13 protein-coding genes are annotated in these 14728 nt (G+C 73.7%); all 13 read left to right on the top strand.

Translation table 11 applies throughout. The features are described from left to right. The first annotated feature begins 72 nt into the window (after positions 1–72). Complete coding sequence (locus ATM99_RS17005) at positions 73–327, top strand: Trp biosynthesis-associated membrane protein (protein WP_062104006.1); 255 nt, start codon at positions 73–75, stop codon at positions 325–327. A 64-nt stretch (positions 328–391) separates the two neighbouring features. Next, positions 392–697, top strand: coding sequence for an HGxxPAAW family protein (locus tag ATM99_RS17000; RefSeq protein ID WP_062104005.1), 306 nt, complete (start codon positions 392–394; stop codon positions 695–697). 75 nt (positions 698–772) lie between these two features. Then, positions 773–1378, top strand: coding sequence for a DUF4190 domain-containing protein (locus ATM99_RS16995; RefSeq protein ID WP_062104004.1), 606 nt, complete (start codon positions 773–775; stop codon positions 1376–1378). Positions 1379–1396: 18 nt separating this feature from the next. Continuing rightward, positions 1397–1786, top strand: a complete 390-nt coding sequence (locus ATM99_RS16990) for a DUF2752 domain-containing protein (RefSeq protein ID WP_062104003.1) — start codon at positions 1397–1399, stop codon at positions 1784–1786. A gap of 52 nt (positions 1787–1838) precedes the next feature. Then, positions 1839–2417, top strand: coding sequence for a DUF4190 domain-containing protein (locus tag ATM99_RS16985; protein ID WP_062104002.1), 579 nt, complete (start codon positions 1839–1841; stop codon positions 2415–2417). A gap of 152 nt (positions 2418–2569) precedes the next feature. Further along, complete coding sequence (gene trpC, locus ATM99_RS16980; protein ID WP_062104001.1) at positions 2570–3382, top strand: indole-3-glycerol phosphate synthase TrpC; 813 nt, start codon at positions 2570–2572, stop codon at positions 3380–3382. 38 nt (positions 3383–3420) lie between these two features. After that, on the top strand, positions 3421–4689 hold the full coding sequence (gene trpB / locus ATM99_RS16975; RefSeq protein ID WP_062104007.1) for a tryptophan synthase subunit beta: 1269 nt from the start codon (positions 3421–3423) through the stop codon (positions 4687–4689). After that, a complete protein-coding gene (gene trpA / locus ATM99_RS16970) occupies positions 4686–5522 on the top strand; it encodes a tryptophan synthase subunit alpha (RefSeq protein WP_062104000.1) in 837 nt (278 codons plus the stop codon). The genes trpB and trpA overlap by 4 nt, the downstream gene beginning before the upstream one ends. Further along, positions 5519–6400: a prolipoprotein diacylglyceryl transferase gene (gene lgt / locus ATM99_RS16965; protein WP_062103999.1), complete on the top strand. Its 882-nt coding sequence runs from the start codon at positions 5519–5521 to the stop codon at positions 6398–6400. The genes trpA and lgt overlap by 4 nt, the downstream gene beginning before the upstream one ends. A gap of 150 nt (positions 6401–6550) precedes the next feature. Next, on the top strand, positions 6551–11116 hold the full coding sequence (gene gltB / locus ATM99_RS16960; RefSeq protein WP_062103998.1) for a glutamate synthase large subunit: 4566 nt from the start codon (positions 6551–6553) through the stop codon (positions 11114–11116). Then, positions 11109–12584: a glutamate synthase subunit beta gene (locus tag ATM99_RS16955; RefSeq protein ID WP_062103997.1), complete on the top strand. Its 1476-nt coding sequence runs from the start codon at positions 11109–11111 to the stop codon at positions 12582–12584. The genes gltB and ATM99_RS16955 overlap by 8 nt, the downstream gene beginning before the upstream one ends. 108 nt (positions 12585–12692) lie before the next feature. Further along, positions 12693–14129 (top strand): pyruvate kinase, encoded by a 1437-nt coding sequence (gene pyk, locus ATM99_RS16950; protein WP_062102813.1) that lies wholly within the window; start codon positions 12693–12695, stop codon positions 14127–14129. A 103-nt stretch (positions 14130–14232) separates the two neighbouring features. After that, positions 14233–14728: RDD family protein (locus ATM99_RS16945; protein ID WP_190278867.1), on the top strand; the 496-nt coding region annotated here is incomplete at its 3' end.

The following is a 14728-nucleotide window of genomic DNA, read 5'->3' as shown; positions in this document are numbered from 1 at the left end:
CCTGTCCCGCAACGACATGACCAAGGTGTGCGAGCCGACGAGCGTCGAGGTCGTCGAGTTCATGCCGGTGCGGTGGCTGCGTCGCTCGCCGACGCGACGGGTGTCCCCACGGCGACGACGACGGCCTTGACGCCCTGGCCGGTCGTCGCGGTCGGCCTCGGCGTCGTGGTCGTCGCGCTGGGCGTCGTGCTGCTGCGCGCGCCGGGGGACTGGGCGCGTCGTTCGTCGCGTCACGACGTCCCCGCGGCCGCGACCGCGCACGACGGCGGGACCCCCGACGACCGGCTCGACTGGGACGCGCTCAGCCGGGGCGACGACCCGTCCTGACCAGCGCGTCAGGCCGTCCCGACTCGGATAGTGTGGGGCCGACCCGAGGACGAAGGACCCATCGATGACCGACCACTCCCTGGCCCACCGGGCCCAGCACCCGACGCGCACCGAGACGGTGCACCTGCCGCCGTCGACCCCGCCGACCAACCACGGACGCACGCTCGCCGCGTGGACGACCACCTGGGTCGTCGTCGCGGGCGCGCTCGTCGCCGCGCTCGGCGTCGCCTTCGCCCTGGTGTGGCTGTTCTGGGTCGGCATGGCCGTGTCCGTCGGGGGCCTGGTCCTCGGCAAGGTCCTGCAGCTGCTGGGGCACGGCCAGGGCGGCGCCGCGACGCTCGCCCGGGCCCGGAGCCGCGGCACGCACTGACACTCGGGGCGTCCCCGCCCCGGACCGCACCCGGTCGGCCACCGTGCCGGCCCCGAACGACGCAGGGAGATCTGCATGTCGACCCCGAACGAGCCGCGCGACCCGTCCACGCCCGACCAGCCGGGTGCCGGCGGGCAGCAGCCCGTCCCGCCCGCCTCGGGCGACGTGCCGCCGTACCCGGCCGGCACCGGACCCTCGACGCCCGCGGCCCCGGGCTACGGACAGCCGCCGGCCTACGGCCAGCAGCCGCCGGCCGCGCCGGGCCAGCCGCCCGCCTACGGCCAGGCTCCCGCCTACGGCCAGACGCCCGCCTACGGCGGGTACGGCCAGGAGGCCGCCGGCTACGGCGCCGCCCCGCAGAGCACCGCGCGCAACTCGCTGGGCGTGTGGTCGCTGGTGCTCGGCATCGTGTCGGTCCTGCTGTGCTGCTTCGTCATCGGCATCGTCCCCGGCGGCATCGGCCTGTGGCTCGGCATCAAGGGCCGCGGTGCCGCGGCCCGGGGTGAGGCGAGCAACGGCGGCCTGTCGCTCGCCGGCATCATCGTCAGCATCCTCGGCATCGTCATCGGCCTGTACTTCCTGGTGAGCTTCGCCATGGGGCTCGCCCAGTACGGCGGCTGGGACGGGTTCATGGAGTACATCCAGTCCGAGGTGGAGCGCCAGCAGCAGATGGCGCCGTGACCTCCCAGCACCTCTCCGGTGCTGCCGTTGGCCGTCGGTGCGGCCGCTCTCGCGGGTGCTGCGCTGCTCGTCGTCCGGTCGCCGTACCAGCCGGCGAGCTACGGGATCTGCCCCTCGGTGCTGTTCCTGGGCGTCTACTGCCCGGGCTGCGGCGGCCTGCGGGCGACGCACGACATGCTCACGGGCGACCTCGCCGGCGCCTGGGGCGTGAACCCCCTGTGGACGCTCGCCGCGCCCCTGCTGGCGGTCACGTGGGTCGTCTGGACGCTGCGTCGGCTACGGGGCGGTCCGCCGCTGACCGCGCCGCGCTGGCTGCCGTGGACCGTGCTCGTGGTGGTCGTCGCGTTCGCCGTGCTGCGCAACGTCCCGGCCCTCGTGCCCTACCTGTCCCCGGGCCCGCTGCCCTGACCCCGGGTCGCCACCCGACGTGCGCGACCCGCTCGACCACGGAGGCCGTCCGATGACGCAGCCCACCGACCCGCACGCCGCCGGCCCGGTCTACGGCCGCGAAGGTGCGTACGCGGTCCACGACACCGACGCGCCGGCGCGGTCGCGCGTCGCGCCGGCCCCTACGGCCTCCGGCGACGCCACGGCGGACGAACGTGCGGGCCTCCCTCCGGCCGGCGCACAGTCCGCGGGGTACCCGGGACCGGGCTACCCGCCTGCCGGCTACCCGGGACCGGGCTACCCGCCTGCCGGCTACCCGGGACCGGGCTACCCGCCGCCGGGGTACGCGTTCGCCCCCGCCCGTCCGCGCAACGACCTCGCCGTCTGGTCGCTCGTCCTGGGCCTGCTGTCGGTCGTGGGGTGCTTCTTCTTCACCGGCGTGCCCGCGGTCGTCGTGGGTGGCAAGGCGCGGCAGGCGGCCGCGGCCGGCGAGGCCGACAACCCCGGCATGGCGGTCGCCGGCGTCGTGCTCGGCTGGGTCGGGACCGCGCTCGGCGGGCTGCTGACGCTCCTGATCCTGTTCTCGGTGCTGCTGCCGCTGCTGTTCGTCGGCTTCGCGACCCCTTTCATCGACACGACGTCGGGGTACTGAGCGCGCTGCGGACCGTGGCGCGGAGCCGTCGGTCCCACACCTCGGGCGGTGGACGGGGGTGCACGGGGGCGCGTCTACGATGACGAGGCGGTGGCGCGGACCCGAGGACGGGGCGTGCGCCGCACCGACCGGCCAGAGGGGATGATCCGTCGATGACCGTGCTGGACGACATCGTTGCAGGGGTGCGCGAGGACCTGGCCGCACGCGAGGCCGCGACGCCCCTGGCCGAGCTCAAGGAGCTCGCGGCGCGTCGTGAGTCGGCGCTGCAGTGCGTCTCGCGGCTCAAGGCCGAGGACGCGGTGACCGTGATCGCCGAGGTGAAGCGCTCGAGCCCGAGCAAGGGCGCGCTCGCCGCGATCTCCGACCCCGCCGCGCTCGCCGCCGAGTACGAGAAGGGCGGTGCCGTCGCGATCTCGGTGCTCACCGAGCAGCGCCGGTTCAACGGCTCGCTGGCCGACCTCGACGCGGTGCGCGCGCGCGTCGACGTGCCCGTGCTGCGCAAGGACTTCGTCGTCTCGCCCTACCAGGTGTGGGAGGCGCGTGCGCACGGCGCCGACCTGGTGCTGCTCATCGTCGCAGCGCTCGAGCAGACCGTGCTCGAGTCGCTGGTCGAGCGCGTCCACTCCCTCGGCATGACGGCGCTGGTCGAGGTCCACGACACCGAGGAGGTCGCCCGGGCGGTCGACGCCGGTGCACGGGTGGTCGGCGTCAACGCGCGCGACCTGCGCTCGCTCGAGGTGGACCGCACGACGTTCGCCCGCGTCGCGCCCGCGATCCCGTCGGACGTCGTGAAGGTCGCCGAGTCCGGCGTGCGCGGGCCGCACGACGTCATGGACTACGCACGTGCCGGTGCGGACGTCGTCCTGGTGGGCGAGGCGCTCGTCACGGACGACGCGCCGCGCCGGTCCGTCGCGGACCTCGTCGCGGCGGGGTCGCACCCCTCGCTGCGGGCGGTGCGCCAGTGACCGCCGGGCGCGCTCAGGACGGCCGGCGGCTGCGGGACGTGCTGCTGGGCGGCGGCCCGCTCGCGACGCACCAGGGGCCGTACTTCGGCGAGTTCGGCGGGCGCTTCGTGCCCGAGGCGCTCGTCGCGGCCCTCGACGAGCTCGAGACGGCGTACCACAAGGCGCTCGCCGACCCGGCGTTCTCCGACGAGCTCGAGCGGCTGCACCGCACCTACACCGGGCGTCCGAGCCCGCTGACCGAGGTCCCGCGGTTCGCGCGGCACGTCGGCGACGGCGTGCGCGTGTTCCTCAAGCGCGAGGACCTCAACCACACGGGATCGCACAAGATCAACAACGTGCTGGGCCAGGCGCTGCTCGTCAAGCGCATGGGAAAGAAGCGCGTGATCGCCGAGACGGGTGCCGGTCAGCACGGTGTCGCGACCGCCACGGCCGCCGCCCTGCTCGATCTCGACTGCACGATCTACATGGGCGAGGAGGACACGCAGCGCCAGGCGCTCAACGTCGCGCGCATGCAGCTCCTCGGCGCGACCGTCGTCCCCGTCGCGATCGGCTCCCGCACGCTCAAGGACGCGATCAACGAGGCGCTGCGCGACTGGGTCGCGAACGTCGACACGACGCACTACCTGCTCGGCACGGTGACGGGCCCGCACCCGTTCCCCGAGATGGTGCGCGACTTCCACAAGGTCATCGGCGACGAGGCGCGCGCCCAGCTGCTCGACGAGACCGGCCGGCTGCCCGACGCGGTCGCGGCGTGCGTGGGCGGCGGGTCCAACGCGATGGGCATCTTCAACGCGTTCCTCGACGACCCCGAGGTCCGGCTCTTCGGGTTCGAGGCCGGCGGGGCCGGCGTCGACTCGGGTCGGCACGCCGCGCGGTTCTCGGGCGGGTCGCCCGGCGTGCTGCAGGGCACCCGCAGCTACCTGCTGCAGGACGAGGACGGCCAGACGCTGCCGAGCCACTCGGTGTCGGCCGGCCTGGACTACCCGAGCGTCGGCCCCGAGCACGCGTGGCTCCACGACATCGGGCGGGCGCAGTACCGCCCCGTGACGGACGACGAGGCGATGGACGCCTTCCGCGTGCTGTGCCGGACCGAGGGCATCATCCCGGCCATCGAGTCGGCCCACGCGCTCGCGGGCGCGATCCAGCTCGGTCGCGAGGCGGCCACGTGGTCGACCGACGGGCACGAGCCGGTGGTCCTGGTGAACCTGTCGGGGCGCGGGGACAAGGACGTCGCGACGGCCGCCGCGTGGTTCGGGCTCATCGAGGACGAGCCCGTGGTCAAGGCCGACGAGGGAGAGCAGCTGTGAGCACGACCCAGGTCCGCTCGTCGACCGGGGAGCGCCTGGACGCGCTGGCGACGGGGGAGTCGCCGCGGGCGGCCCTCGTCGGCTACCTGCCCGTCGGGTTCCCGTCGGTCCCGGGCTCGGCGCGCGCCGCGCGCACGATGGTCGAGGCGGGCGTCGACGTCGTCGAGCTCGGCATGCCCTACTCCGACCCGGTGATGGACGGCCCCGTCATCCAGCGGGCCGTCGACCACGCGCTCGCGCAGGGCACGCGCGTGCGCGACACGCTGCGGGTGGTCGAGCAGATCGCCGACGCCGGCGCCCCGGTCCTCGTCATGACGTACTGGAACCTCGTGCTGCGCTACGGCGTCGACGCCTACGCGCGCGACCTCGCGGCAGCCGGGGGAGCGGGCCTCATCACGCCGGACCTCGTCCCCGACGAGGCCGCGCAGTGGTTGGCGGCCGCCGACGACCACGCGCTCGACCGCGTCTTCCTCGTCGCGCCGAGCTCGACGCCCGAGCGCCTCGCCTCGACGGTCGCCGCGAGCCGCGGGTTCGTCTACGCGGCGTCGACCATGGGCGTCACGGGCGAGCGCACGACGGTCGGCGACCGTGCCGAGCAGCTCGTCGCCGACACCCGCGCGGCCGGCGCGCCGCGCGTCTGCGTCGGTCTCGGCGTGTCGCGGCCCGAGCAGGCGGCGCAGGTGGCCGCGTACGCGGACGGCGTCATCGTCGGGTCGGCGCTGGTACGGGCGCTGCTGGACGCACCCGACGAGTCGGCCGGGCTGGACGCGCTCGCGACGACCGTGGGCGGCCTGGCCGAGGGTGTGCGCTCGGCGCGCCGGGTGGCGCGGTGAGCGGGATCGTCGCGCTGGCGATCCCCAGCCCGTCGCAGGGCGTCTGGCACCTCGGGCCGTTCCCGCTGCGCGCCTACGCGATGGCGATCCTGCTGGGGATCGTCGTGGCGGTCGTGCTCACCCAGCGGCGCTGGCGCGAGCGCGGGGGCGACCCGGAGACGGTGCTCGACATCACGTACTGGGCCGTCCCGTTCGGGATCGTCGGCGGCCGGATCTACCACGTCGTGAGCTCGCCCGCGAAGTACTTCGGCGAGGGCGGCGACCCCTGGAAGGCGTTCGCGATCTGGGAGGGCGGTCTCGGCATCTGGGGCGCCGTCGCGTTCGGGGCCCTCGGCGCCTGGATCGGCTGCCGGCGTGCCGGCGTGCGCCTCGCGCCCTTCGCGGACGCGCTCGCGCCGGGCCTGATCATCGCGCAGGGCATCGGCCGGCTCGGCAACTGGTTCAACCAGGAGCTGTACGGCGGACCCACCACGCTGCCCTGGGGCCTGCAGATCGACGACGCGCACCTGCCCGCGGGCGCCGCGTCGGGCACGCTGTTCCACCCCACGTTCCTCTACGAGCTGCTGTGGAACTTCGCGGTGGCCGGTCTGCTCATCTACCTGGACCGACGCCGTCGGCTCGGCCACGGCCGGGTGTTCTGGCTGTACGTCGTGCTGTACACGGCTGGCCGGCTGTGGATCGAGCTGCTGCGCATCGACCCGGCGGAGACCGTCCTGGGGCTGCGCCTCAACGTCTGGACGTCGATCCTGGTGGGCCTCGGCGCGCTGGTAGCGTTCGTGGTGGTCGGGCGCCGGCATCCCGGACGTGAGACGACCCTCCTGCTGACACCCCCCACGACGCAGGACGACGAGGCGGACGCCTCCGAACCCACCCGGTGACGCCGGGCGGCCGGGCCCCGTCTCGTGAGAGGTGGGGAACCGACCCGCGCGCGGGCGGTATCGTCGCCTCACTGCACGGGCCGACGACGTCCCGGTACCCCCTTGTTCGTGCGATGCCCCGCCCCCGGGGACTGTGAGGACGGTGCGCTGATGTCGACGTCGCCCGTGAGCCCTGGCGCCCCCGTGGCGCCCTCCCGGCACGCGCTGTACGACCCGGCGGCCGAGCACGACGCGTGCGGCTTCGCCTGGGTCGCGACGCTGCGCGGCACCCCCGGCCGCGACATCGTCGACGCCGGTCTGACAGCCCTGCTCAACCTGGACCACCGCGGTGCGGTCGGTGCCGAGGAGGACAGCGGCGACGGCGCCGGCATCCTCACGCAGATCCCGGACGCGTTCCTGCGCGACGTGGTCGACGCCGACCTGCCGCCCGCGGGGCACTACGCGATCGGCATGGCGTTCCTGCCGCAGGACGACGACGCACGCGCCGAGGCCGTCGCCGCGGTCGAGGCGGTCGCGGCCGAGGAGAAGCTCGAGGTCCTCGCGTGGCGCGACGTCGTCGTCACCGCCGACCTCGTCGGGCCGACCGCGCGCGCCTCGATGCCGGTCTTCCGGCAGCTCGTCGTCGCCGACCCGTCGCGCGAGCTCGCGGGCATCGACCTGGACCGCCGGGCGTACCGGCTGCGCAAGCGCGCCGAGCGCGAGCACGGCGTGTACTTCGCGTCGCTGTCGGCGCGCACGATCACGTACAAGGGCATGCTGACGACCGCCCAGCTCGAGCCGTTCTTCGCGGACCTCTCCGACCCGCGGTACGCCTCCGAGATCGCGCTCGTGCACTCGCGCTTCTCGACCAACACGTTCCCGTCCTGGCCGCTCGCGCAGCCCTTCCGGATGATCGCGCACAACGGCGAGATCAACACCGTCAAGGGCAACCGGAACTGGATGGCGGCCCGGCAGGGCATGCTCTCCTCCGAGCTGCTGGGCGACCTCGAGCCGCTGCTGCCGGTGTGCACGCCGGGCGGGTCGGACTCGGGCAGCTTCGACGAGGTGCTCGAGCTGCTGCACCTCGCGGGTCGCTCGCTGCCGCACGCGATCATGATGATGATCCCGGAGCCGTGGGAGAACCACGCGCAGATGGACCCGGCGACGCGCGCGTTCTTCGAGTACCACTCGACGCTCATGGAGCCGTGGGACGGCCCCGCGGCGATGACGTTCACCGACGGCACGCTCATCGGCGCGGTGCAGGACCGCAACGGCCTGCGGCCGGGGCGCTACTGGGTGACCGAGGACGGCCTGGTCGTCTGCGCGTCCGAGGCCGGCGTGCTCGACCTCGACCCCGCGACGATCGTCGCGAAGGGTCGGCTCGAGCCGGGTCTGTTCTTCCTCGTCGACACCGGCCAGGGGCGCATCGTCGCCGACACCGAGGTCATGGCGCAGCTCGCGGCGCAGCGGCCCTACGGGCAGTGGGTGCAGGAGAACGTCGTGCGCCTCGAGCAGCTGCCCGAGCGCGAGCACGTCGCGCACTCCTCGGCGTCCGTGCGCCGCCGCCAGCGCGCGTTCGGGTACACCGAGGAGGAGCTCAAGATCCTCCTGACGCCCATGGCGTCGGCGGGCGCCGAGCCGCTCGGCGCGATGGGGTCGGACACGCCGGTCGCGGTGCTCTCGAAGCGTCCGCGCCTGCTGTTCGACTACTTCACGCAGATGTTCGCGCAGGTGACCAACCCGCCGCTCGACGCGATCCGCGAGGAGCTCGTCACCTCGATCGGCGGTGCGATCGGCCCCGAGCCGAACCTCCTCGAGGACGGTCCGGCGCACGCGCGCAAGGTGATGCTGCCGTTCCCGGTGATCGACAACGACCAGCTCGCGAAGATCGTGCACGTCGCCAAGGAGCCCGCGCTGGGCTTCCGGTCGACGACGATCCGCGGCCTGTACAAGGTCGACGGCGGGGGAGCGGCGCTCGAGAAGCGGCTCGAGCAGATCTTCGACGAGGTCGACCGCGCGATCGCCGACGGCGTGAGCTTCCTGGTGCTGTCGGACCGCAACTCCGACGCCGACCTCGCGCCGATCCCGTCGCTGCTGCTGCTGTCGGCGGTGCACCACCACACGCTGCGCCGGCACACCCGCACGCAGATCTCGCTGGTCGTCGAGGCCGGTGACGTGCGCGAGGTGCACCACGTCGCGCTGCTCGTCGGCTACGGCGCGGCCGCGGTGAACCCGTACCTCGCGATGGAGACGGTCGAGGACCTCGCGCGCAGCGGCTACCTGCCGGGCGTGGACGCCGAGAAGGCGGTCGCCAACCTCATCAAGGCGCTCGGCAAGGGCGTCCTCAAGGTCATGTCGAAGATGGGCATCTCGACGATCGCGTCGTACCGCGGCGCGCAGGTCTTCGAGGCCATCGGCCTGTCGCACGCGCTCGTCGACCGGTACTTCACCGGGACGACGAGCCGGCTGGGCGGCATCGGACTGGACGTCATCGCGGCCGAGGTCGCGGCACGCCACGCCGACGCGTACCCCGCGAGCGGCAACCGCCAGGCGCACCAGCGCCTCGCCGTGGGCGGCGAGTACCAGTGGCGGCGCGGGGGCGAGGAGCACCTGTTCGACCCCGAGACGGTGTTCCGGCTGCAGCACTCGACGCGCACGCGCCAGATGGACGTGTTCCGCGAGTACACGCACCGGGTCGACTCGCAGGCCGAGCGCCTGATGACGCTGCGCGGGCTGCTGCGCTTCAAGGAGGGCTCGCGCCCGCCCGTGCCGATCGACGAGGTCGAGCCGGTCAGCGAGATCGTCAAGCGGTTCAGCACCGGTGCGATGTCCTACGGGTCGATCTCCGCCGAGGCGCACGAGACGCTCGCGATCGCGATGAACCAGCTCGGTGCGAAGTCCAACACGGGCGAGGGCGGCGAGGACCCCGAGCGGCTGCACGACCCGCGTCGGCGCTCGGCGATCAAGCAGATCGCCTCGGGCCGGTTCGGCGTCACGAGCGAGTACCTCACCAACGCCGACGACATCCAGATCAAGCTCGCGCAGGGCGCCAAGCCCGGCGAGGGCGGTCAGCTGCCCGGCCACAAGGTGTACCCGTGGGTCGCGAAGACGCGTCACTCGACTCCCGGAGTCGGGCTCATCTCGCCGCCGCCGCACCACGACATCTACTCGATCGAGGACCTCGCGCAGCTCATCCACGACGCGAAGAACGCGAACCCGTCGGCGCGCATCCACACCAAGCTCGTCAGCGAGTTCGGCGTCGGGACGGTCGCCGCGGGCGTCGCCAAGGCGCACTCCGACGTCGTGCTCATCTCGGGCCACGACGGCGGCACGGGCGCGAGCCCGCTGACGTCGCTCAAGCACGCGGGCACGCCGTGGGAGATCGGGCTGGCCGAGACCCAGCAGACGCTCGTGCTCAACGACCTGCGCGACCGCGTCGTCGTCCAGGTCGACGGCCAGCTGAAGACCGGCCGCGACGTCGTGGTCGGCGCGCTGCTCGGCGCCGAGGAGTTCGGCTTCGCGACCGCGCCGCTGGTCGTGTCGGGCTGCATCATGATGCGCGTCTGCCACCTCGACACCTGCCCCGTGGGCGTCGCCACGCAGAACCCCGAGCTGCGCGCACGCTTCACGGGCAAGCCCGAGTTCGTGGTCGCGTTCTTCGAGTTCATCGCGCAGGAGGTCCGCGAGTACCTCGCGGCGCTCGGCTTCCGGTCGATCCAGGAGGCCGTCGGCCACGTCGAGATGCTCGACACGCGCCAGGCCGTCGACCACTGGAAGGCCGAGGGCCTGGACCTCGCGCCCGTGCTCGCGGTGCCGCAGCCCAAGCCGGGCTCGGCGCTGCACCAGGTCAAGACGCAGGACCACGGGCTCGACCGTGCGCTGGACAACCAGCTCGTGGCCCTCGCGGAGCCCGCGCTCGAGCGCGGCGAGAGCGTCCGCATCGACCTGCCCGTGCGCAACGTCAACCGCACGGTCGGCACGATGCTCGGGCACCACGTCACCAAGCGGTACGGAGGGCAGGGGCTGCCCGACGGCACGATCGACGTGACGCTGACCGGGTCGGCCGGGCAGTCGTTCGGCGCGTTCCTGCCGCGTGGCGTGACCCTGCGCCTGCACGGCGACGCGAACGACTACGTCGGCAAGGGGCTGTCGGGCGGTCGCATCGTGGTGCGCACCGACCACAGCTCGGTCCTCACCAGCGAGCACAACGTCATCGCCGGCAACGTCATCGGCTACGGCGCGACGAGCGGCGAGATCTTCCTGCGCGGGCTCGTCGGCGAGCGGTTCGGGGTGCGCAACTCCGGTGCGACGCTCGTCGTCGAGGGTGTGGGCGACCACGCGCTGGAGTACATGACCGGCGGCACGGTCGTCGTGCTGGGCCGCACGGGTCGCAACCTCGGGGCCGGGATGTCGGGCGGGACGGCGTACGTGCTCGACCTCGACCCGGACCTCGTCAACGTCGAGGCGGCGCGCGCGGGCGAGCTCCGTGTCGAACCGCTCGACGACGAGGACTTCGCGCTCGTCGAGCGTCTCCTGCGCACGCACGCCGAGGAGACCGGCTCCCCGGTCGCCGCCCAGCTGCTCGCGGACCCGGCGGCGACCCGCTCCCGGTTCACGCGTCTGCTGCCCGCCGAGTACGCCCGCGTCCGGCTCGCGCTCGCGAAGGCCGAGGCCGACGGCCTCGACCCGACCGCGCCCGGTGTGTGGGACCAGATCCTGGAGGTGGCCCGTGGCTGACCCCCGCGGTTTCCTGAAGGTGCGCGAGCGCGAGCTCCCGCCGAACCGCCCCGTCGAGGTGCGCCTGCGCGACTGGAAGGACGTGCACGCGCACCTCGAGGAGGGCCAGCCGTTCCTCAAGGAGCAGGCCGGGCGCTGCATGGACTGCGGCGTGCCGTTCTGCCACAACGGGTGCCCGCTCGGGAACCTCATCCCCGAGTGGAACGACCTCGTGTGGCGCGGGCAGTGGGCCGACGCGATCGACCGCCTGCACGCGACGAACAACTTCCCGGAGTTCACGGGCCGGATCTGCCCGGCGCCGTGCGAGTCGAGCTGCGTCCTGGGCATCAACCAGCCGCCCGTGACGATCAAGAACGTCGAGGTCTCGATCATCGACGAGGCGTTCGCGCGCGGGCTCGTCACGCCGCAGGTGCCGCAGCGGCTGACCGGGCACACCGTCGCCGTCGTCGGCTCGGGCCCCGCGGGCCTCGCGGCGGCGCAGCAGCTCACGCGCGCCGGTCACACGGTCGCGGTCTACGAGCGGGACGACGAGATCGGCGGGCTGCTGCGGTACGGCGTGCCCGACTTCAAGCTCGAGAAGGTCCACATCGACCGTCGCCTGGAGCAGATGCGCGCCGAGGGCACGCGGTTCCGTCCCGGCGTGGCCGTCGGCCGCGACGTCACGTGGGTCCAGCTGCAGGCCCGTTACGACGCGATCGTCGTCGCGACCGGCGCCACGGTGCCGCGCGAGCTGCGGGTGCCCGGCGCCGGGCTCGACGGCGTGCACGCCGCGATGGAGTACCTCCACCAGGCCAACGCGGTCGCCGCGGGCAAGGAGGTCGCCGACCAGATCACGGCCGCGGGCAAGCACGTCGTCATCATCGGCGGCGGCGACACCGGCTCGGACTGCCTCGGCACGGCGCTGCGGCAGGGTGCCGCGTCGGTGACGACGCTCGCGATCGGCAAGCAGCCGCCGACCGAGCGTCCCGCGCACCAGCCCTGGCCCACCGACCCCGTGCTGTTCGAGGTGTCGTCCTCGCACGAGGAGGGCGGCGAGCGCACCTACCTCGCGTCGACGGTCGGCTTCCTGCCCGGCGAGGGCGAGGACGCGGGACGCGTGCGCGGCCTGCGGCTGGCGACCACCGAGTACCTCCCCGACGGTCGTCGCGAGCCCACCCCGGGCACCGAGCGCGACGTCCCCGCCGACCTCGTGCTCGTCGCGATGGGCTTCACCGGCCCGGAGACCGAGCAGCTCACCGACCAGCTCGGCGTCGAGGTCACGCCGCGCGGCGCGGTGGCGCGTGACGACGAGTTCGCCACGACCGTGCCGGGCGTGTTCGTCGCCGGCGACGCCGGTCGCGGCCAGTCGCTCGTCGTCTGGGCGATCGCCGAGGGCCGGGCCGCCGCGGCGGCCGTCGACGCCTACCTGTCCGGCACCTCCGAGCTGCCCGCCCCGGTGGCGGCCGGCACCGTGGCGCTGCGACCCTGACCCTGTCCCCCCGACCCACCCTCCCCGGTCGGGCGTACCCGCAGGCCGGGTCCGTCGACCGGGACGTCCGGCCTGCGGCCGAAATCCAGGAAGGCATAGTCTCGAGCCATGCGTAGAGCCAAGATCGTCTGCACCATCGGTCCGGTGACCGAGTCCCCCGAGCAGGTCCAGGCCCTCGTCGACGCCGGTATGGACGTCGCGCGCCTGAACCGCAGCCACGGTGACACCGAGGTGCACAAGCGCGTGTACGACAACGTGCGCGCCGCGGCGAAGGCCTCCGGTCGCTCGGTGGCCGTCCTCGTCGACCTGCAGGGCCCCAAGATCCGTCTGGGCCGCTTCATCGACGGCAAGCACGACCTCGCGGTCGGCGACGTCTTCACCATCACGACGGACGACGTCGAGGGCACCAAGGAGCGCGTCTCGACGACGTTCAAGGGCCTGCCCGGCGACGTGAAGCCCGGCGACCCGATCCTCATCGACGACGGCAAGGTGCTCGTGCGCGTCACGGCCGTCGAGGGCAACGACGTCGTCACGCGGGTCGAGGTCCCCGGCCCCGTGTCGAACAACAAGGGCCTCAACCTGCCCGGCGTCGCGGTGTCCGTGCCGGCCATGAGCGACAAGGACGAGGAGGACCTGCGCTGGGCCCTCAACGTCGGCGCCGACCTCATCGCCCTGTCGTTCGTGCGCAGCGCGGCCGACTACGACGACGTGCGCCGGATCATGGAGGAGGAGGGCCGGGTCGTCCCGGTCATCGCCAAGATCGAGAAGCCGCAGGCCGTCGAGAACCTCGCCGAGATCGTCCAGGCGTTCGACGGCATCATGGTCGCCCGCGGCGACCTGGGCGTCGAGCTGCCGCTCGAGCAGGTCCCGCTCGTCCAGAAGCGCGCGGTCGAGCTGGCCCGCCGCAACGCCAAGCCCGTCATCGTGGCCACGCAGGTCCTCGAGTCCATGATCACGAGCCCGCGCCCGACGCGGGCCGAGGCCTCGGACTGCGCCAACGCGGTGCTCGACGGCGCGGACGCGGTCATGCTCTCGGGCGAGACCAGCGTCGGCGACTTCCCGATCGAGGCCGTGCGCACGATGGCGCGGATCATCGAGAGCACCGAGGAGCTCGGCCGTGAGCGCATCGCGCCGCTCGGCTCGGTGCCGTCGACGCGCGGTGGCGCGATCACGCGTGCCGCCGCCGAGATCGGCGAGCGCATCGGCGTGAAGTACCTCGTGACGTTCACGCAGTCGGGCGACTCGGCCCGCCGCATGTCGCGCCTGCGCTCGTCGATCCCGCTGCTCGCGTTCACGCCGGAGGAGTCGGTGCGCAGCCGGCTGTCGCTGTCGTGGGGTGTGCAGACCTACCAGGTGCCGTCGGTCGAGAGCACCGACTCGATGGTCAGCCAGGTGGACCAGACGCTGCGCGCCAACGGCCTCGCCGAGGTCGGCGACTACGTCGTCGTCGTCGCGGGCACCCCCGTGGGCGTGGTCGGCTCGACCAACACGGTCGTGGTCCACAAGATCGGTGACGAGGAGGCGGCGCGCACGCGCATCGCCTGAGTCGCTCGACCGCACGACGGCCGCCGCCCCGCACGGGGCGGCGGCCGTCGTCGTCCCCCGCGCGGACGGAGGTGCGCGCCTGCGTTCTGGCAGCATGGCCGGGGTGACCCTCCCCACGACGCCGCCGGCCCGCACCGACCTCGGCGGGCCGGCGTATGCGTCGTGGCTCGCTCGGGTGCTCGCCTTCGCGATGGACTCGGGCCTGCTGGCGCTCGCGGTGTGGCTCGCGGCACCCGGTGCGGCGGTACCCGCGCCGTGGCCCGGTCTGCCGTCCTGGGGCGCCGGTGACGACGCCGCGCGCGGACCTGCGGCGTGGACCGTCGCCGCCGTGCTGGTCGTGCAGCTGGCGCTGCAGGCGTGGACGGGTGCCACGATCGGCAAGCGCGCCGTCGGCGTCGTGGTCCTCGACGACCGGACCGGACGGCCGCTGGGGATGCTGCGCACGCTGTGGCGCCAGCTGCTGCACCTGCTCGACGCGATCCTCCTCGTCGGGTACCTCCGGCCCGTCTGGCACGCGCAGCGTCGGACGTTCGCCGACTCGCTCGCGCGCAGCGTCGCGGTCAGCGACCCGTGGCCGACCGCGTGGCGCCCGGTCGACC

Source organism: Cellulomonas sp. B6 (genome assembly GCF_001462455.1).
Taxonomy (GTDB): domain Bacteria; phylum Actinomycetota; class Actinomycetes; order Actinomycetales; family Cellulomonadaceae; genus Cellulomonas.
Note: the sequence above shows the minus strand (reverse complement) of the source record. Positions and strands in the feature narration are given on the sequence as shown.